This window comes from Prevotella sp. tc2-28 (assembly GCF_900107705.1).
Lineage (GTDB): Bacteria > Bacteroidota > Bacteroidia > Bacteroidales > Bacteroidaceae > Prevotella.
The window spans coordinates 50,001-68,919 of sequence record NZ_FNRE01000015.1 but is presented as its reverse complement, the minus strand read 5'-3'; the positions used below and the strand labels follow the sequence as shown (position 1 = coordinate 68,919).

The 18,919-nt window shown below is 51.5% G+C and carries 17 protein-coding genes and 1 tRNA gene; 7 read left to right on the top strand and 11 right to left on the bottom strand.

The window, feature by feature from the left end:
- Nucleotides 1-24 precede the first annotated feature (24 nt).
- The 7 genes from BLU47_RS12600 (at nucleotide 25) to BLU47_RS12570 (ending at nucleotide 6,713) form a co-directional block, all read left to right on the top strand.
- Nucleotides 25-936 (top strand): glycosyltransferase family protein, encoded by a 912-nt coding sequence (locus BLU47_RS12600; RefSeq protein ID WP_091963424.1) that lies wholly within the window; start codon nucleotides 25-27, stop codon nucleotides 934-936.
- Nucleotides 937-1,971 carry a DHH family phosphoesterase gene (locus BLU47_RS12595; RefSeq protein ID WP_091963421.1) on the top strand — a complete coding sequence of 345 codons (1,035 nt, stop codon included), beginning with the start codon at nucleotides 937-939 and terminating at the stop codon, nucleotides 1,969-1,971. It begins immediately after the preceding gene.
- A 91-nt stretch (nucleotides 1,972-2,062) separates the two neighbouring features.
- Nucleotides 2,063-2,731, top strand: coding sequence for a DUF4827 domain-containing protein (locus BLU47_RS12590; RefSeq protein ID WP_091963419.1), 669 nt, complete (start codon nucleotides 2,063-2,065; stop codon nucleotides 2,729-2,731).
- Between the two features lie 6 nt (nucleotides 2,732-2,737).
- Nucleotides 2,738-4,144: a phosphoglucosamine mutase gene (gene glmM, locus BLU47_RS12585; protein WP_091963416.1), complete on the top strand. Its 1,407-nt coding sequence runs from the start codon at nucleotides 2,738-2,740 to the stop codon at nucleotides 4,142-4,144.
- A 92-nt stretch (nucleotides 4,145-4,236) separates the two neighbouring features.
- On the top strand, nucleotides 4,237-4,824 hold the full coding sequence (locus BLU47_RS12580) for a superoxide dismutase (protein WP_091963413.1): 588 nt from the start codon (nucleotides 4,237-4,239) through the stop codon (nucleotides 4,822-4,824).
- A gap of 131 nt (nucleotides 4,825-4,955) precedes the next feature.
- Nucleotides 4,956-5,186 carry a hypothetical protein gene (locus BLU47_RS12575; RefSeq protein WP_091963409.1) on the top strand — a complete coding sequence of 77 codons (231 nt, stop codon included), beginning with the start codon at nucleotides 4,956-4,958 and terminating at the stop codon, nucleotides 5,184-5,186.
- A 216-nt stretch (nucleotides 5,187-5,402) separates the two neighbouring features.
- Nucleotides 5,403-6,713, top strand: a complete 1,311-nt coding sequence (locus BLU47_RS12570; RefSeq protein WP_091963406.1) for an NCS2 family permease — start codon at nucleotides 5,403-5,405, stop codon at nucleotides 6,711-6,713.
- A 42-nt stretch (nucleotides 6,714-6,755) separates the two neighbouring features.
- On the opposite strand, the gene BLU47_RS12565 is transcribed toward BLU47_RS12570, so the two are convergent.
- From BLU47_RS12565 to lpxK, 11 genes are all read right to left on the bottom strand, one after another.
- On the bottom strand, nucleotides 6,756-8,672 hold the full coding sequence (locus BLU47_RS12565; protein ID WP_091963445.1) for a polysaccharide biosynthesis protein: 1,917 nt from the start codon (nucleotides 8,670-8,672) through the stop codon (nucleotides 6,756-6,758).
- A 126-nt stretch (nucleotides 8,673-8,798) separates the two neighbouring features.
- Nucleotides 8,799-10,238: an aldehyde dehydrogenase gene (aldA, locus tag BLU47_RS12560; RefSeq protein WP_091963403.1), complete on the bottom strand. Its 1,440-nt coding sequence runs from the start codon at nucleotides 10,236-10,238 to the stop codon at nucleotides 8,799-8,801.
- A 79-nt stretch (nucleotides 10,239-10,317) separates the two neighbouring features.
- The gene (locus BLU47_RS12555) at nucleotides 10,318-11,079 is read right to left on the bottom strand and encodes a LytR/AlgR family response regulator transcription factor (RefSeq protein WP_091963400.1); all 762 of its coding nucleotides are present in this window, start codon (nucleotides 11,077-11,079) and stop codon (nucleotides 10,318-10,320) included.
- Nucleotides 11,076-12,200 carry a sensor histidine kinase gene (locus BLU47_RS12550; RefSeq protein ID WP_091963397.1) on the bottom strand — a complete coding sequence of 375 codons (1,125 nt, stop codon included), beginning with the start codon at nucleotides 12,198-12,200 and terminating at the stop codon, nucleotides 11,076-11,078. The genes BLU47_RS12555 and BLU47_RS12550 overlap by 4 nt, the downstream gene beginning before the upstream one ends.
- Nucleotides 12,201-12,228: 28 nt before the next feature.
- Entirely contained in the window at nucleotides 12,229-14,070 is a 1,842-nt protein-coding gene (locus BLU47_RS12545; RefSeq protein ID WP_091963394.1) for a carbohydrate-binding domain-containing protein, read from the bottom strand.
- A gap of 105 nt (nucleotides 14,071-14,175) precedes the next feature.
- Nucleotides 14,176-14,793 carry a hypothetical protein gene (locus BLU47_RS12540; protein ID WP_143025570.1) on the bottom strand — a complete coding sequence of 206 codons (618 nt, stop codon included), beginning with the start codon at nucleotides 14,791-14,793 and terminating at the stop codon, nucleotides 14,176-14,178.
- 91 nt (nucleotides 14,794-14,884) lie between these two features.
- Entirely contained in the window at nucleotides 14,885-15,637 is a 753-nt protein-coding gene (locus BLU47_RS12535) for an exodeoxyribonuclease III (RefSeq protein ID WP_091963388.1), read from the bottom strand.
- A gap of 97 nt (nucleotides 15,638-15,734) precedes the next feature.
- Nucleotides 15,735-15,807 (bottom strand) — tRNA-Phe (locus BLU47_RS12530).
- Nucleotides 15,808-15,898: 91 nt separating this feature from the next.
- Complete coding sequence (gene thiL / locus BLU47_RS12525; protein WP_091963385.1) at nucleotides 15,899-16,963, bottom strand: thiamine-phosphate kinase; 1,065 nt, start codon at nucleotides 16,961-16,963, stop codon at nucleotides 15,899-15,901.
- Complete coding sequence (locus BLU47_RS12520) at nucleotides 16,945-17,826, bottom strand: purine-nucleoside phosphorylase (protein ID WP_091963382.1); 882 nt, start codon at nucleotides 17,824-17,826, stop codon at nucleotides 16,945-16,947. Before BLU47_RS12520 ends, thiL begins: the two co-directional genes overlap by 19 nt.
- Nucleotides 17,711-18,877, bottom strand: coding sequence for a tetraacyldisaccharide 4'-kinase (gene lpxK, locus BLU47_RS12515; protein ID WP_091963379.1), 1,167 nt, complete (start codon nucleotides 18,875-18,877; stop codon nucleotides 17,711-17,713). Before lpxK ends, BLU47_RS12520 begins: the two co-directional genes overlap by 116 nt.
- Nucleotides 18,878-18,919 lie beyond the last annotated feature (42 nt).

The window sequence follows — 18,919 nt, the reverse complement described above, 5'->3', positions numbered from 1 at the left end:
GGCAAACAATTTTATTATAACACAATGAAACCTACATTATTTCTTTTAGCAGCAGGCATGGGCAGCCGTTATGGCGGTCTGAAGCAGCTCGATGGACTGGGCCCCAATGGCGAGACCATCATGGACTATAGTATTTACGATGCCATCCAGGCAGGATTCGGCAAGATAGTATGGGTTATCCGTAAGGATTTCGAAGAACAGTTCCGTACACAGATCCTCTCCAAATACGAAGGAAAGGTACAGTGCGAGCTCTGTTTCCAGGCCCTCGACGCCCTGCCCGCAGGCTTCACCGTTCCTGAGGGCCGTGAGAAGCCCTGGGGTACCAACCATGCCGTGCTCATGGGTAAGGACATCATCAAGGAACCCTTCTGTGTCATTAACTGCGACGACTTCTATGGTCGCGACTGTTTCATGCGCATTGGCAAGTTCCTCTCAGAGCTCCCCGAGGGTGCCAAGAACCAATATGCCATGGTAGGCTTCCGCGTCTGCAACACGCTCAGCGAGAATGGTGCTGTGGCCCGTGGTGTCTGTGCCTACGATGGTCAGCGCCACCTGACCGACGTCGTAGAACGTACCGAGATTCTCCGCAAGGATGGTGTCATCCAGTATAAGGACGAGCAGGGTGCCTGGCAGCCGCTGGACGAGAATGCGCCAGTCTCGATGAATGTATGGGGCTTCACACCCGACTATTTCGAGTATTCCGAGGCATATTTCAAGGAGTTCCTCGCTGACCCGAAGAACATGGAGAACCTGAAGGCAGAGTTCTTTATCCCCTTGATGGTCAACAAGCTCATCACCGAGGGTACAGCCACCTGTGAGGTCCTCGACACCACCAGCAAGTGGTTTGGTGTGACCTATGCAGCTGACCGCCAGGCTACCGTCGACCGCATCCAACAGCTCGTCAACGATGGCGTCTATCCCAACAAGCTTTTCTAAATGAACATAGAGATATTATCTACTGATCAGCTGGCCCAGATGGACCAGCTGATTACTCATGCTCAGACCATCCTGGTCATCTGTCATAAGAGTCCTGACGGTGATGCGATAGGTTCCTCGCTGGGCATGGCTGAGTACCTGCGCTGGCGTGGCAAGGATGCCACTGTCGTTGTGCCCGACCAATACCCAGACTTCCTGGCGTGGATGCCTAACAGCGAGAAGATAGTGCGCTACGACAAGCATCGTGACAAGTGTGACATGCTGTTTAAGATTGCCGACCTCATCATATGCCTCGACTTCAATGCCACCAGTCGTGTCGACGAGATGGAGGCAGCCCTCGTGGGCAGTCCTGCCCGTCGTATCCTCATCGACCACCATCTGAATCCCGACGTCCCTGCAGATGTCGTCGTCTCTCTTCCTGAGGCGTCCAGCACCTGCGAGCTGGTGTTCCGCATCGTCTGGCAACTGGGAGCCTTCCCTGACATGGGTAAGCCCTTTGCCGTCCCCATCTACTGTGGCATGATGACAGACACGGGCGGCTTCACCTACAACAGTACCCGTCCGGAGATCTTCTTCATCATCGGAGAACTGCTCACCAAGCGTATCGACAAGGACAAGATCTACCGCAACGTCTATCATAACTACTCCTACGACCGCATCCGCCTCATGGGCTATGTCATGTACGAGAAGCTGGTCTACCTCCCGGAATACCATGCCGCCTACTATACGCTGACGCGTGAGGAACAGCGACGCTTCAACTTCGTTAAGGGCGATGCCGAGGGGCTTGTCAACATCCCGCAACAGATAAAGGGTCTTAAGCTGAGCATCTCTCTTCGTGAAGACACGGAGAAGCCCAACCTCATCTGGGTCTCTCTGCGCTCTGTCGACCAGTTCCCTTGCAACGAGGTTGCTTCCCGCTTCTTCAATGGCGGTGGTCACCTCAATGCCTCTGGTGGACGCCTCACCTGTAGCATGCCGGAAGCCATCGAAACTGTTCAACAGGCCTTCGAAGCCTTCGCTGCCCAACTCAAATAAATATTGCGTTAAAGAGTGAAAAAATAGTGGGGGATATCATATTTTTTTGTACTTTTGTACCCGAATTGTAAAAAGAGACGAAAAAGTAGCAATGAAAAGAATCATATATCCTGTTGTATTGTTGCTTCTTACCCTCCTGTACACTAGCTGCGAAAGCTACGAGACCTACGGAGATAAGAAGGAACGCGAGCGTGATGCGATTAACCTGTTTATCGCCAAACAAGGCATCCAAGTCATTGACGAAGCCCAGTTCAAAGCCCAGAACAACACCACCGACATTTCCAAGAACCAGTTTGTGCGCTTCGACCGTAATGGCGTCTATATGCAGATTGTCCGTCAGGGCTGTGGTGACAAGTTGGAAGAGAATGTCCAGGTCAATGTGCTGTGCCGTTTCATGGAGAAGAACATCATGACCGACTCCGTGCTTATCCGCAACGACCAGGATGCATGGCTGACGCAGAACGGCATCACGTATAATGTCGCCAACTTCCTCGACAAGATGTCCGTGAAGCGTACCGGTACCACTATCACCGCTTCGTTTGTTACCGGCATGATGCTGAACATGCATGGTGCAACGGTACCTGCTGGCTGGCTCGTCCCGCTGAACTATGTTTATATCGGGCGTCCCAACCCGGCTGGTGACTTAGACGATGAAGTGTCTAAGGTACGTCTCATCGTACCCCATTCCCAGGGCACTGCCGATGCGTCGGGCAATGTCTATCCCTGCTATTACGAAATTACTTATGAAAGAGCAAAATAAATCGCTATGACACTGATTAAATCGATTTCTGGTATCCGCGGAACGATTGGCGGACCCACTGGCGATACCCTCAACCCCTTGGACATCGTCAAGTTTACCACAGCCTATGCCACCTTTATTGCCCGTCAGCATGCGGGCAAGCAGTTGAAGATTGTCGTAGGCCGTGATGCCCGTATCTCTGGAGAGATGGTTAAGAACGTGGTCTGTGGTACCCTGATGGGTATGGGCTGCGATGTGCTGAACATCGGACTTGCCACCACCCCCACTACCGAGCTGGCCGTCACCATGAGTGGTGCCGACGGTGGTATCATCATCACCGCCTCTCACAATCCCCGTCAGTGGAATGCGTTGAAGCTGCTCAACAGCCATGGTGAGTTCCTGACCGCTGCTGATGGTGCCGAGGTGCTCGACATCGCAGCCCGTGAGGACTTCCAGTATGCCGATGTCGACCAGTTGGGCCACTATACCGAGGATCACAGTTTCGACGACCGTCATATCGAGAGTGTCCTCGCCCTTCAGTTGGTCGATGCAGAAGCCATCCGCAATGCCCATTTCAATGTGTGTGTCGATACCATCAACAGTGTGGGCGGCATCATCCTGCCCCGCCTGCTCGACCGCCTGGGCGTCACCTATCAGATACTCAATGGCGAAGCCAATGGTGACTTCGCCCACAACCCCGAACCCTTGGAGAAGAACCTCCAGGGCATTATGAGTGAGATGCAGTCCGGTCGCTATGACCTCGGCATCGTCGTCGACCCCGACGTCGACCGCCTCGCCTTCATCTGTGAGGACGGCCATATGTTCGGAGAGGAATACACCCTCGTCAGTGTTGCCGACTATGTATTAGAAGAGACCTCTAACCACTCACCTCTAACCACCGTCAGCAACCTCTCGTCTACGCGTGCCTTGCGCGATGTCACCGAGAAACATGGTGGCCACTATGCCGCAGCTGCCGTTGGCGAGGTCAATGTCACCACGAAGATGAAGGAGGTAGGAGCCGTCATTGGTGGCGAGGGCAATGGCGGTGTCATCTATCCCGAGAGCCACTATGGTCGTGATGCCCTAGTTGGCATCGCCCTCTTCCTGACCTCTCTGGCCAAGAAGGGCTGTAAGGTCAGCGAGTTGCGCAAGACCTTCCCCGACTACCAGATTGCCAAGAACCGCATCGACCTCACCCCCGACACCGATGTCGATGCCATCCTCGTGAAGGTCAAGGAGATGTTTGCCCAGGACCCCACCGCGCAGGTTAACGACATCGACGGTGTGAAGATCGACTTCCCCGACCGCTGGGTTCACCTACGCAAGTCGAATACTGAACCTATCATCCGCGTTTATAGCGAGGCTGCCACCATGGCAGAAGCAGATGAAATAGGTAAACGACTAATGAACGTCGTTTACGAGGTTCAAGGGTAACATTTATGGGTAAAATTTGGACCTTATTGAGGTCTCATGACAGGTGAGTATCTAAATTCTTTTATTGAGAATAACTAATCAGGCATAATTATATGTTTACATTAATTGAACTACCTTATGAGATCGGGTGCTGGGAACCAGTGATTAGCCGTGAGACGATTGCTTTTCATTATGGGAAGCATTTAGCGGCTTATGTGAATAACTTGAATGGGTTGTTGCCTGGGAGTGGTTTTGAGGATGCTACGTTGGAGGAGATTGTCTGCAAGGCGACCGGTGGCATCTTGAATAATGCGGGACAGATATTGAATCACAACCTGTATTTTGAACAGTTTGCTGCGCCTAAGGCTGACAACAAACCTGTTGGGCTGCTGGCGGAGGCTATAACTCGTGATTTTGGGGCTTTTGAGGCTTTTAAGGAGGAGTTTCAGAAGAAGGGAGCATCGCTATTTGGTTCTGGTTGGGTGTGGCTGTCTGCGGATAAAGATGGTAAGTTGATGATTACACAGGAAGCGAATGCTGCTAATCCTGTTCAGAATGGCTTGAGGCCTTTATTAACATTTGATGTGTGGGAGCATGCGTATTATTTGGATTATCAGAACCGTCGAGCTGATTATATGGCTGCTTTATGGCAGATTGTTGACTGGGAGGTGGTGGATTCACGATATGAGGTGATTAGTTAAGGTTAGAGATTTTAAGTGAATTCTCATCTCACGAATTGGCACGATATATTACAAGAACAGACCTCATTCTAGATATGCAGTGCTTTAAGTGGAAAAACTGAGAATACGTAATACATGAAGAAGGGGAGAAGATGAGGCAGGAAGAGAAGTGGGGGATGATGTATAAGATGGTGGTTTGCTTTATTGAGGCGAATCATAGGAATCCGTCGAAGTACAAGATTGAGGAACATGGTATGCTGAATTGGGTGAAAGCGAATAGAAAGGCTCTTAATGCAGGGAAGATGAAGGTTGAGAGGGTTGAACGGTTTTCTAATCTTCTGAAGTTGATGGAACGGTATAGGAGGGTGAATCAATATCAATAGATGGGCTGGTGCTTTTGCATCGTCCTTTTTTATTTTGAACACGCGCTTGATTTTCTGCTCGTCTAGCTTGTCCAGGAATTGTTCGAATCCATATGGATAGTTAAAAACATTAAAGGTAATTTCAGGGATATAATTGGTGAAAAATTTGGAGATTTGTCAAACAATTTGTATCTTTGCCTTCAACTTCTGGTTTAGTATTGAGGAGGTTTGTTGACTATGTTACAAAGACTATTTGGGTTTGACTCGGCACAACATCAGGTGCAGACTGAGATTTATGCGGGTGTTACTACTTTTCTGACCATGGCGTATATCCTAGCTGTGAATCCGAGTATATTCAGTGCGTTAGAGCCGATGGGGATGCCTACGGGAGCGGTCTTTACTGCCACGGTGCTGGCTTCTGTGGTGGGGTCCATGGTGATGGCTGTCTATGCAAAGAAGCCGTTTGGATTGGCTCCAGGCATGGGAATTAATGCGTTTTTTGTGTTTACGGTGTGTTTCGGCATGGGTTACAGCTGGCAGTTTGCGCTGACGGCTGTATTCATTGAGGGGGTGCTTTTTATGTTTCTCTCACTGTTTAAGGTGAGGGAGTTGATAGCGAATGCCATTCCGGCTGGTATGAAGTCAGCCATAGGAGGTGGGATAGGATTATTTATTGCGTTTATTGGTATGCAGAACTGTGGAATTGTGGTTGGCAATGAGAGTACGCAGGTGGCGCTGGCTGACTTTGACAACCCTTCGATTATACTGGCGTTGATAGGTCTTGTAATCTGTGGTTTGTTGGTGGTCAGGAATGTGAAAGGGGGAATCCTATGGGGTATTCTGCTGACGGCGCTCATTGGTATTCCAATGGGGGTGACACATTTAGATAAGTTTGTATCGGCACCGCCCTCGCTGGCTCCTATCTTCCTGCAGTTCGAGTGGCGTCATATTTTCTCGCTGGACATGCTGATCGTGGTACTGACCTTTCTTTTTGTCGACTTGTTTGACACTATAGGGACTGTGATTGCAATCTCACTAAAGGCTGACTTGGTGGATCAGAATGGTCGTATTGCGGGGGTCGGGCGTATGTTGATGGCGGATGCTGTTGCTACCACTGCTGGGGCTTGTCTGGGGACTTCGACGACAACGACATATGTGGAGAGTGCAACGGGTGTGGCTGTAGGTGGTCGTACGGGGCTTACAGCGCTTGTCGTATCGCTTTGTTTCGCATTAGCACTATTCCTAGGTCCACTGTTTCTTTCCATTCCTGCTGCTGCCACTGGGCCCGCGCTGGTCATTGTGGGTGTGATGATGTGTACTAATACCATCCGGGTGCAATGGGAGGATTATACTGAGGCGATTCCTGCGTTTATCATGATGTTGCTGATGCCGCTGAGTTATAGTATCAGTGATGGTATCATGTTGGGTATTATCATGTATGTGTTGATGAAGGCAGGGATTGGGATGAAGGGCATTCGGCAGATTCAGCCTACTGTATGGGTGCTTTTCGTAATTTTTGTGCTTCGTTATGTGCAAAAGAGTTTGTGATATTATTAACGTAAGCCTTAACTGAGAAAGGCACTCTATCGGTTATTTATCAAGTTCCTCGTAGATGGAGTTGTTGGACTTGTATTCGGGTACGATTTCTTTCATCTTGGCGACGGTGGCCATGTTGTCGTATTGTTTGGCGATGGCTATGAGGTCGTCGATTTGCTGGCTGGCTTCGTTGTAGTCGTATTCACGGACTTGGGCGATGCGGATCTTCTTGTTGAAGGTGGGTTTGGTGCCTTCGAGTTCGTTGAGGACTTCCTCGTAGAGCTTCTCACCTTCACGGAGGCCCGTGAATTTGATTTGCACGTTCTTGGCGCCTGAGAGGGCTATCATGCGTTTGGCGAGGTCTACTATCTTGACGGGTTTACCCATGTCGAAGACGAATATCTCACCGCCATGGCCCTTGGTGCCTGCCTCGAGGACGAGCTTACAGGCCTCGGGGATGAGCATGAAGAAGCGGACGATGCGCTCGTCAGTGACGGTGACGGGTCCTCCGTTCTTGATCTGTTCACGGAAGAGGGGGATGACGGAGCCATTGGAGCCCAGCACATTGCCAAAGCGGGTGGTGACGAACTGACAGTTCTCCTGGACGTGGTTGAGGCTCTGGACGTAGATCTCGCAGATGCGCTTGGAGCAGCCCATGACATTGGTGGGGTTCACCGCCTTGTCGGTAGACACCATGACGAACTTCTTGACACCGTATTTCACAGAGAGGTCGGCAATGACCTTCGTGCCGTGGATGTTGTTGAGCACGGCCTCTGAGGGGTTGTCTTCCATCATGGGGACGTGCTTATAGGCTGCAGCGTGGAACACGTAGTCGGGATGGTATTTACGGAAGATGGTGTCCATACGAGTCACATGGTCGATGCTGGTGACAATGGTGTCGGCATCGATGTCGGGGAACTCGTTCTTCATCATCAGGCGGATGTCATGCTGTGGTGTCTCTGCCTGGTCGATGAGAATCATCTTCTTAGGCTGGTAGGCTGCTATCTGGCGAACCATCTCAGAACCGATGGAACCTGCTGAGCCTGTGATGAGGATGGTCGTGTCGTGCAGCAGGTTGCCGACAGACTGCATGTCAATCTCTATCTCGTCGCGTGGCAGCAGGTCTTCGACAGACACCTCCTTGATCTGCATGCCCTGGATGTCTTCGTCGGTGAGCTGGCCGTTCTTGATGGTTGCCTCCTGGGCGGAATGTGCCATGAAGATGGTACAGCCGGCATTGATCAGCTCGTCCTGTAACTTCTGGTTGAGACGGAACTCTTCAATGCGGAGGGGAGAGACGAGAATGGCCTCGATGTGGTCCTTGCGGATAATCGCGAGCAGATTGTCGTTCACATTATACACCTTTTTACCCATCAGCATGATGTGCTTGGCACGGTTGTCATGGGAGATAAAGCCACAAAGGCGGAACTTGCGAGGACGCTGTGTCTTGATGTTTTTGGCTAGGCCCACACCACCTGATAGGGCACCATAAATGAGTACATTCTTGGCTCTGCGGTCAGTGAAGGCGATATCATAGAGCGTCTTGGCCAGGACACGTACCGCACCCATGCCAAAGGCTGCGAAGATAAAGGCTACCACAGTCTGTGTCTGCGTGAGAGCTGCAATGGTGGCATGTCCACTGTACTGCAGCACTTCGGACAGTACGATGGCGATCACCATGCTCAGCATATTGGCATAGGCGACATTTACCAGGTCAACAAACGACGAGTAGCGCATGATGCCCATATAGGTGTGGAAGATCCTAGCACCGATTAGGCCGATAGCGCCATAGAACAAGGCGGTGCAGAACACTGCGAGATGGTTGTCGAGAAGCAATTGTGTCTTCCTAAATACCCAATAGGTGAAAATAGAAGACAGGAAAATAATGAAAATATCACAAAGCAGGATGCACCAATAGGGGAGGCTATTCTTGCTAAAATACCATTCAATCAGTTTCTTTATCGTGTTCATCATCATGAGCGCCTCTATAGAAGAGTTTCACTATACCGACTGCAAAGGTACGAATTATTTCTCAATAAACAAATGTTTTAAAAAAAAATCGCATTAGTCATAAGACTGATGCGATTTTTAATGTGATTACTCGTAGTGCGTATCGAGGTATGTGACGTGGGTTACGAGGTATTCCTCTATGCCATGCTTGCCATCAGCACCACCTATGCCACTCTTCTTGACACCGGCATGGAAGCCCTGCATAGCCTCGAAATGCTCACGGTTGATATAGGTCTCACCAAACTCCAGTTCACGAGCAACACGCGTTGCAGTGTCGATGTCCTTGGTGAAGACGCTGGAAGCCAGACCGTATTCACAGTCGTTGGCCCACTGGATGACCTGGTCTATCGTATCGAACTCCACGAGCGGGATGACAGGACCGAAGGTCTCCTCATGGATGATGTCCATCTGCTGTGTGCAGTTGTCGAGGACGGTGGCTGCATAGAAGTAGCCCTTGGTGCCTACACGATGACCACCACAGAGCAGCTTGGCGCCCTGCTTGATGGCGCGCTCCACCTTCTCGGTGACACTCTCCAGGGCACGGGCCTCTACCAACGGACCCATGTCGACGGTGTGGTCCTGACAGACATCACCCACCTTGACTGCCTGCATCTTCTGGACGAGGATCTTGGTGAATTCGGCCTTTACTTCCTTCTGTACATAGACACGCTCGGCATTGTTGCAGATCTGGCCGTTGTTGCCAATACGGCTGTCGACAATCCACTGGGCTGCCTTCTCCAGGTCGGCATCCTTGCAGACAATGGCAGGAGCCTTGCCACCCAGTTCGAGGCTTACCTTGGTGATGTTCTTCGAGGCTGCTGCCATGATGCTCTCGCCAGCACCTACCGAACCGGTGACGCTGACAATGTCAATCTTCGGGGAGCCAGCCATCTCGTTGCCAATGACAGAACCCTTACCCGTCACGATATTGATGACACCCTTGGGGAGTCCCACCTTGTCGACAACCTCACCAAAGACAGTGCAGTTCTCGGGGGTGAGCTGAGAGGGCTTGATGACGATGGTACAGCCGGCAATGAGGGCAGCACCAGCCTTACGGGCTATGAGGAAGAAGGGGAAGTTCCAGGGCAGGATGCCAGCTACGACACCAATGGGTTTCTTGGTGAGGAAGATGGTCTCGTTAGGACGGTCGCTGGGGATGATCTCACCCTCGATATGGCGGGCGAAGGATGCCATGTAGTCGAAATATTCCGCTGTGACGTCGACCTCGATGGTGGCCCAGGTGATGGTCTTTCCCTGTTCGCGCATGATGATGTCGATGAACTCCTCACGACGCTCACGAATGCCGTTGGCCAACTTCTTCAGCCAGGCAGCCCGTTCGATGGCAGGCGTCTTGCCCCACTGTTTCTGGGCAGCACGTGCAGCATCCAGGGCGCGGTTGACATCCGCAATGGTGCCATTGGGCTGACGGGAGATAACCTCCTCTGTCGACGGGTTTAACACATCAATCCACTGCCCGTCTGACGCTTCGCAGAACTGGCCGTCAATGTACATTTTCAAGTCTTTCATAACAATATGTTTTTAGTAGTTAAGTAGTAAAAAAATTTAATCGACGACAAAGATACACGATAATCCTGAGAAATGCAAATTATTTGCCCAAAAATTTCGTGTCGACATACTGTTGGAAAGCTTCTTTATACAAATCGCCTATGGGCAGATAGGTATCAGCATCCATGATGACACGGTTTTTGTTGACCTCCTGAATCTTGTCGAGGTTGATGATATAGGAACGGTGGATGCGCATGAACGTGGCTGGCAGGCGCTCTTCCATCTTCTTCATGGAGAGCAGGGTGATGAGGGGCTTTGCCTCGCCCTCGAGCCATACCTTCAGGTATTCGCTCATGGCTTCGACATAACGGATGTCGGAGATGGTGACTTTGACGATGCGATAGTCGGTCTTGAGGAAAATGACGTTGTCGTTTTCAGAGGTGAGTGGTGAGTTGTGAGAGGTCTCGCCTTGCGAGCGACCAAAGGTCGAGCGGAGAGAAGGGGGAGAGACTAGGCGTTCCTGGAGGCGGTTGGCAGCACGCATGAAGTCCTGTAGTCCGAAGGGTTTGAGGAGGTAGTCGACGGCATTGACCTTAAAGCCTTCGACGGCATATTCCGCATAGGCGGTGGTGAAGACGACGAGGGGAGGGACTGCGAGTGACTTGATGAAGTCCATGCCGTTGAGGTCGGGCATGTTGATGTCGCAGAAAATGGCGTCGACGGTGTCGCTCTGCAGGAAGCGCTGTGCCTCCAAGGCACTCTGACACTGGGCAGCCAGTTCGAGGAACGGTACTTTGCCGATGTAGGCGGCAATCTGCTGGAGCGCTAAGGGCTCGTCGTCAATGGCGATGCATCTGATCATAGGAGTGGAATGGTGAGTTCAACATTGTAATGGTCTGCCTCGTCGTTGATGGCGAGGGTGTAGTCATGGTCGTAGAGCAGGTTAAGGCGTTGTTTGACATTGGCCAGTCCAACGCCTCCTTTCTCTGTGTTAGGGGTGTCTGCCTTGGTATTATGGCAGCAGAAGGTGAGGTGCTCGTCATGGATGGTGACGGAGATATCGATGAAGGAATCGTGCTGATAGCTGATGCCATGTTTGAAAGCATTCTCGATGAACGTGATGAGCATCAGGGGTGGCAGCTGGCGGTCGGGAGCCTGTTGAGGCAGGTCGACGTTGATGTGTACCTTGTCGGTATAGCGCAGGCGCATCAGCGTGATGTAGTTGCGTATGAAGTCGAACTCACGGGAGAGCGGAACGCCCTTCTTGTCGCCTTCATAGAGGATGAAGCGCATCATCTTAGACAGTTCGAGGATGGTGGACTTCGCCTTCTCAGCATCGATGTCGACGAGGGCATGGATGTTGTTCAGTGTGTTCATGAAGAAGTGCGGGTTGATCTGGTATTTCAGGTATTCCAGCTGTTGCTCGAGGTTCTGCTTCTCCAGGCGTAACAGTTTCTTCTGGTCGCCACGGGTCTTGTAATACAGCTTAATGCCCAAGTTCATGCCACACATCAGGATGATGATGACGATGGATATGATGTCGCGCTCGCCCATGAATACCGGTGGACGGTCACGATGATGTCTGCGGAATGCCTCATGGCTTTCCGGGAGTGGGGGACGGTCGCGATGTTCCCAGCGCTGTTCCATGCGGTGTCTGAAACGTTCACGACGTGGGTTGTCGGGGCGTTGCTGACACTGATAAAAGGTGAAGAGGGCAATCATGCACAGGGTGAGTATGCCATAGAGCCAGCGCTTGTGGCGATAGATGAGCAGTGGAGCCAGTATGAAGTTATGGACGAGGAAGACGAGCAGATAGACTATGATATGTCGCCAGACGATGAACACTTCCTGCCAGTTGAATTCCAGACTGCTGTCGTTAGATGTCCGTACATACAGGCTCAGCAGTGGTGCTGCGAGGAGTAGTCCCCACAGTCCCACGTAGGCCATGTTCTCATATTTCGACTGTTTCTGCATCCACTTCATAAACGGAATCCTCGTCGATTTATTGTGTTTACCAGCGACCACCAGGTATGCCGCCACCCATTCCACCGCTGATGGTGTTGGAAGCCGTCACGCTGGTAGAACTGCTGCCAGCTTTGAGGGTGTAGGAAGAACCGCTGGTCAGTTCCGGAGAACTGATGATGATAACGTTGTTTCCGGTATAGGAAACGGGAGGCATGGTGAAGGAACAGAGTGTCTTGCTGCTGTTGCTGACGCTGACAGTGCTGTTGGCAGAAAGAGAACCGGAAGCATTGATGATGCCCTGTGTGGTACTGCCCAGATTGCCATCGACACGTCCGCCAATGCTGAAGATGTTGCCACCGGTGATGTAGAGCTTCTTCTGTTCGTTGATGTCGATGCCAGCTTCGGCACCATTGGCTCCGCAGGCGATGATGGTGCCTCCCTTGAGATACATGTTACCATTGGCGTCGATGGCATCATTGTTGGTAGCTACAGCCACTATTGTGCCACCCGAGATGGTCATGTCGTCTGTGGAGTTCATTGCATCATCGTGCGCATAGATGAGTATCGTACCACCTGTCACGTCGAAGGTTCCCTTGCTTTCAATACCTTCTGCGTTGTTACCCTTGGTGCGTACCATAATGTCGCCGCCTGAGATTTTCAGGATGCCGTAGGTGGTCGTTGTACTGCCGTTCTCTTCCTTATTGCCAATCTTCATGCCCTTGGGTGAAGAGGTGTAAGCAGCAGGCAGGTTGTCAGTATTTCCCGTATAGTTATGGCTCTCGGTGGTACCATTGCTGTAATAGAGACCACCCTCGGTGATGATGCGTATCTTACCACCGGTGATGTAGCCTTCCAGGTCAGCCTTGATACCCTTACCACCGCTGCCCGTCGCTTTGGCGTACAGTTCGCCTCCGTTCATATAGAAGATGCCGTCACAGCCAATACCAGCTGCTGCTTTCGTGTCACCTCCGTAGGTCAGTGTTTCATCGACTTCCCATTCGCCGTTACCTGTGGCAATCGCTGTGGTGCGTCCTCCGTTGATGGTCACGTTGGTGTCACAGTTGATGGCCTTGGCACCGTTGGCAGATACCTCGACGTTGATGATGCCCCCGTTGATAAACATATCTGCCCCAGCCTTGATGCCGTGATTGGCAGTTGATTTGACATAGAGGTTGATGCCCTTGTCAATGACCACGTTGCTCTTGCCGTGAATACCATTGTTATAGATGCCATAGACCTCCAAAGAGCCACTGCCGCCAATGAATAGTTTTCCTTTGGCATAGAGCGCACCCTTGTGACTGTCGTCAGCGGTTGTACCGTCAGTGACTTTGTTGCTGCCTGTCAGTACGAGATAGGCATTCAACTTGCTCTCTATATCAATAGCCGTACTGGCGGGATTGGTGATGTCAGCATTGTTCAGGTTTAGTTCGAAATCGGTCTTTCCGTCGATAGTCAGCGAGCCGTTAGCGGTCTTTCCTGTCACCACGTAGCAGACCCCCTCCGTACTTCCGTGACTAGCTGTCACATGATTACCGTCGATGGTGATGGTCACACCTTCCACAACGGGGTCCACAGGATTGGCCATATCAATATTTACCACCTTGGAAAAGGTGTGGCTGGCGGGGGCGTCACCTTCTTCAGGATAAGCTGCAGCGATGCTGCTGGCAGGCTCTTCCGTCGTCTTGTCAAGTGCGACGGTAAAGCTGCTCATCTCACTATACACACCAGAACTGCTGCCTCCGGAGGTGTCGGAGATATTGCCTCCACTGGTGTTATTGTTGTTATTCATCCAGTTGTTGTAGTCGTCGCTAAACGGATCGTCCGACGAGCATGCTGTCAGCATCGTGAAAGTCGCTGTGAGCATCGTGATAAACAAGGTCTTTTTCATACTTTTATCCTTTAGAGTTTGTTTTCGATGGGGCAAAAGTAGACAAAAAGAGCCGGTCTGCAAAAAACTTTCAGCAAACCGGCTTGTTTGTTCAACGAATTGGGATTAGAGGCCTAACTTCTTCTTGGCAGAAGCAGCAGCGTTGTCGATAGCCTCGTTGGTCTTCTGCTTGGCAGCATTCTTGGTGTCCTCCACCTTCTTGTCAGCAGCAGCCTTGGCTTCCTCTACCTTCTGGTTGGCAGCATCCTTAGCCTCTTCCACCTTCTGGTTGGCAGCATCGACAGCAGCATCCTTGACCTCAGTGGCTGCATCGCCCACCTGTTCGAGCAGACCGCTGACAATAGCCTCTGGCTCAATCTCGGTCACTGCACTAACTGCAGCAGCTACAGCAGCATTGTCGCCAACGACAGCCTTTACCTGCTCTTCGTTCTCCTTCAGGAACTCCTGAACCTTGGTCACATACTCCTTAGCAACCTCAGGGTTCTCCTTGATGAACGAGGCAATCTTCTCCTTGACAGCAGCCAGGGCTTCCTGTAACTTGGCAGCATCCTTGGATGCCAGGATACCACTGATGGCATCGATGTCCTCCTGGGCAGCACCAGAAGCGATAGAATCGATAACAGCTACGGTGTCAATCCTTGCACCCTGCTGAGTCTTGTTACCACATGATGCGGTGAATCCGATGGCAGCAACAGCCATCACTGCTAAAACGAATTTCTTCATTGTTTCTTTCTCCTTTTTTCAGTTAAAGTTAAACATGTTTGTTAAAACGGTGGCAAATATACACTTTTTTCCGTTACGTTGTTCTTATTTTTTAACTTTTTAACGATAACTCAACCGGACAGTGGTCGCTCCCCGTGATGTCGGTATGGATGGTGGCATCGATGATTTGCGGACGAAGACGCTCGGAGGTGACGAAATAGTCGATGCGCCATCCGGCATTCTTCTGACGAGCCTGGAAGCGGTATGACCACCACGAATAGGTGACCTGGTCGGGATAGAGCGTGCGGAAGGTGTCGATGAAGCCACTATTTAATAATAAGGTGAACTTCTCACGCTCCTGGTCGGTGAAGCCTGCATTCATGCGGTTCGTCTTCGGATTCTTCAGGTCTATCTCCTCATGGGCCACGTTGAGGTCGCCACAAAGGATGACCGGTTTCTGCCGGTCGAGTGTCATAAGGTACTGACGGAAGTCGTCCTCCCACTGCATGCGATAGTCAAGGCGCTTCAGGCCGTCCTGTGAGTTAGGGGTGTAACAGGTGACCAGGAAGAACTCAGGCATCTCGAGCGTGATGACGCGTCCCTCGTGATCGTGCTCTGCAATGCTTATCCCATAGGTGACACTGAGCGGCTGGTGACGCGTGAAGATGGCGGTGCCGGAGTAACCCTTCTTCTCGGCATAGTTCCAATAGGACTGGTAGCCCTCGAACTGCAGGTCGAGCTGTCCCTCCTGCATCTTGGTCTCCTGCAGACAGAAGAAGTCGGCATCCAACTGTTTGAAAATAGTGCTAAAGCCATGAGACTCACATGCTCTCAGGCCATTGACGTTCCATGAAATCAGTTTCATATATCTTGCTGAATTTGTTTTATTGTTAGTTGTTTTCAATAGAAAAACCCCTGGTTAGAGAAATCTCTAAGACAGGGGTTCATAATGAAAGGAGGAGTGGTACCTCCAGGAATCGAACCGGGGACACACGGATTTTCAGTCCGATGCTCTACCAACTGAGCTAAGGCACCATCATTATGTTTTTTCTAGGCAATCCTCTTGATTGCGGGTGCAAAGGTACGACAAAAAAATGAATCCTCCAAACTTTTCGGGAATTATTTTTCAAAAAAGTGATTTCCACCCCTGTGCTTTCAGTTCAAACTCCTGGTCATCGCGTGTGACGAGTACATGGCCCAGGCTTTGTTTGGTGATATGACCGATGAGGTGGATGTCCTCCATGTCCTGTATCTTTTCATGGTCACCAATGGGTACGGTGAACAGTAGTTCGTAGTCCTCGCCACCATTCAGGGCACATGTCGTGACGTTCATGTTCAGTTCCTCAGCCATGACTGCCGTCTGGTAGTCGATGGGCAGCTGTTTCTCGAAGATGCGACAGCCCACGTGGCTCTGCGTACAGATATGCATCAGTTCGCTGCTCAGTCCATCGGAGATGTCCATCATGGCAGTAGGGTGAATGTCAGCCTCACGGAGGCGACGGATGATATCTCCACGGGCCTCTGTCTTCAGCTGGCGTTGCAGGAGATACTCCTTGCCGGCAAAGTCAGGTTGGAAATGGGATAGCTCTTCCAGTGCCTTCTTGTCACCCTTCTTCTTGGCTTCGTCCACCTGTGCGTAATAGACCGCCTTCTCACGTTCCAGCAGTTGCAGTCCCATATAGGCAGCCCCCAGGTCGCCACTGACGCAGATGAGGTCGGTCTCCTTGGCGCCATTGCGATAGACGATGTCCTCCTTGCGGGCTTCCCCGATGCAGGTGATGCTGATGGCAAGACCTGTGAAGCTGGAGGTGGTGTCGCCACCCACGATGTCAACGCCCCACTTGTCGCAGGCCATGTGCAGTCCGAGGTAGAACTGTTCGATGTCCTCCACAGAGAAACGCTTGCTGATGGCCAGTGAGACGGTGAGCTGGCGGGGTGTGCCATTCATGGCGAAGATGTCGCTGATGTTGACCATGGCCGACTTATACCCGAGGTGTTGCAGGTCGATGTAGGTCAGGTCGAAGTGGACACCCTCCATCAGCATGTCAGTGGTGACGAGTACCTCACTGTCGGGGTAGTGAAGTACGGCACAGTCATCGCCTATGCCGTACTTGGTGGATATGTTCTGGGACTTCGTATCCTTTGTCAGACGGTCTATCAGCCCGAATTCTCCTATTTCTGCGATTTCCATGATTCTGTCGGGTGGTCAGTGTTGAACGTTTCCATGTCAGTGCTCTGGACATGTTCTGAGCGGAATATCATCTCACGCATGATCTCCGTCATCAGCGGCTGTGCCTTGTTGGCAGCCTCCTGTACCTCCTCGTGGCTAACCTCTACAGGGGTGTCGAAGCCTCCCAGGTCAGTGATGACTGATACGCCAAAGGTGCGGATGCCACAGTGGTGGGCTACGATGACTTCAGGAACGGTACTCATGCCTACGGCATCGCCACCTATCATGCGGTACATCTTATACTCGGCAGGTGTCTCGAAGGTTGGTCCCTGTACACCGACATAGACACCATAGGTGACGCGGATCTTCTTCTCGCGGGCAATGGCCGTAGCCTCCTTGATGAGTTCCATGTCGTAGGTCTCGTGCATGTCAGGGAAGCGGGGACCCGTTGGGAAGTTCTTTCCACGCAGCGGGTGTTCAGGGAACATGTTGATATGGTCGGTGATGATCATCAGGTCGCCAATCTTGAAGGCAGGGTTCATGCCACCAGCGGCATTGGACACGAAGAGCGTCTTGATGCCCAGTTCGTACATCACACGAACGGGGAACGTCACCTCCTTCATGGAGTAGCCCTCGTAGAAGTGGAAACGACCCTGCATGGCGAGGATGTCAACGCCACCCAGTTTTCCGAAGATGAGCTTGCCAGAATGACCTTCTACGGTAGATACGGGAAAGTTGGGGATGTCCGAATAGGGAAACTCCCGCTTGTCAGTTATTTCTGAAGCTAATTGTCCGAGTCCTGTTCCCAGGACGATTGCTGTTTTGGGACTGGTGGTCATCCTTTCCTTTAGCCAGGATGCCGTTTCTTGAATTTTTTCGTACATAGTCAATGATGTAATGGTTAAACATATCCTCCTGTTCGTGCATGAACTGGATGGTGATAGGTAGTACATACAGGTGGGCGGTCACCTCGTCGTTCAGTCCTTCGACATCCCTCAGGCGGGTAAGGTCCTTCTCAGTGGTAATGATACATTTGGACGCCTCCATGGCAGCGAAAGTCTCGTTGATGAGGTGGACATCCTTCGGGGTGAACCGATGATGGTCAGGGAAGGTGAGCGTCTGGATGTTACTGCAATGTGATGAGAGGTCATGGTACAGCTGGCGTGGTGAGGCGATGCCTGACAGCAGCAGCACGTTGTCGTCTTTCAATTCGTGTAAGTCTCTTGCGGTGCCTTGATGAAGGGCAGGCTGCAATTGCCCATAGGCTATCGTCGTGAAGAACAGTCGCTGGTAGGGGAAGAGGTTCAATGCCTTCGTGATGACGCGATAAGCCATAGGCTTCAGGTCGGAAGGGCACTTGGTGACAATGACGATGTCAGCCCGGTCCTTACCCTCCAGGGGTTCACGAAGGCGTCCGGCAGGCAACAGCTTGTCGTAGATGATCAGGCGGTGGTAGTCGACCAGTAGGATGTTGATGCCAGGCTTGACATAGCGGTGCTGGAAGGCGTCGTCCAACAGGATGACATCTATATTGTTGTCACCCTGTTCGATTTGTTCGATGCCATGACAGCGGTCCTTGTCGACAGCGACGGTAACCTGCGGGAATTTCTGCTTCATCTGGTAAGGCTCGTCGCCAATGTCAGCCACCGTACTGCTGCTGTCGGCAAGGACGAATCCCTTGCTCTTGCGCTTGTAGCCACGGCTGAGCACTGCCACCTTATAGTGGTTCCTCAATATGTTGATGAGGTATTCCACATGTGGCGTCTTTCCTGTACCACCTACCGTGATGTTGCCCACTGAGATGACAGGTGTGTTAAAGGCACGACTTTTGAGGATGCCGATGTTGAACAGCATGTTTCGCATCTTCACCCCTAAGCCGTAGAGCCAGCTCAGTGGCATCAGCCATTTGTTGATCTTGATGAAATCGCCTTCCACCTTATTATATTATATAGGATTCTTACCTCTTACCACTTACCT

Excerpts from the sequence above, each read along its gene's own strand:
- BLU47_RS12600 (WP_091963424.1), top strand. The coding sequence starts at position 25 with ATGAAACCTACATTATTTCTTTTAGCAGCAGGCATGGGCAGCCGTTAT.
- BLU47_RS12595 (WP_091963421.1), top strand. The coding sequence starts at position 937 with ATGAACATAGAGATATTATCTACTGATCAGCTGGCCCAGATGGACCAG.
- BLU47_RS12590 (WP_091963419.1), top strand. The coding sequence starts at position 2,063 with ATGAAAAGAATCATATATCCTGTTGTATTGTTGCTTCTTACCCTCCTG.
- glmM (WP_091963416.1), top strand. The coding sequence starts at position 2,738 with ATGACACTGATTAAATCGATTTCTGGTATCCGCGGAACGATTGGCGGA.
- BLU47_RS12580 (WP_091963413.1), top strand. The coding sequence starts at position 4,237 with ATGTTTACATTAATTGAACTACCTTATGAGATCGGGTGCTGGGAACCA.
- BLU47_RS12575 (WP_091963409.1), top strand. The coding sequence starts at position 4,956 with ATGAGGCAGGAAGAGAAGTGGGGGATGATGTATAAGATGGTGGTTTGC.
- BLU47_RS12570 (WP_091963406.1), top strand. The coding sequence starts at position 5,403 with ATGTTACAAAGACTATTTGGGTTTGACTCGGCACAACATCAGGTGCAG.
- BLU47_RS12565 (WP_091963445.1), bottom strand. The coding sequence starts at position 8,672 with ATGAACACGATAAAGAAACTGATTGAATGGTATTTTAGCAAGAATAGC.
- aldA (WP_091963403.1), bottom strand. The coding sequence starts at position 10,238 with ATGAAAGACTTGAAAATGTACATTGACGGCCAGTTCTGCGAAGCGTCA.
- BLU47_RS12555 (WP_091963400.1), bottom strand. The coding sequence starts at position 11,079 with ATGATCAGATGCATCGCCATTGACGACGAGCCCTTAGCGCTCCAGCAG.
- BLU47_RS12550 (WP_091963397.1), bottom strand. The coding sequence starts at position 12,200 with ATGAAGTGGATGCAGAAACAGTCGAAATATGAGAACATGGCCTACGTG.
- BLU47_RS12545 (WP_091963394.1), bottom strand. The coding sequence starts at position 14,070 with ATGAAAAAGACCTTGTTTATCACGATGCTCACAGCGACTTTCACGATG.
- BLU47_RS12540 (WP_143025570.1), bottom strand. The coding sequence starts at position 14,793 with ATGAAGAAATTCGTTTTAGCAGTGATGGCTGTTGCTGCCATCGGATTC.
- BLU47_RS12535 (WP_091963388.1), bottom strand. The coding sequence starts at position 15,637 with ATGAAACTGATTTCATGGAACGTCAATGGCCTGAGAGCATGTGAGTCT.
- thiL (WP_091963385.1), bottom strand. The coding sequence starts at position 16,963 with ATGGAAATCGCAGAAATAGGAGAATTCGGGCTGATAGACCGTCTGACA.
- BLU47_RS12520 (WP_091963382.1), bottom strand. The coding sequence starts at position 17,826 with ATGTACGAAAAAATTCAAGAAACGGCATCCTGGCTAAAGGAAAGGATG.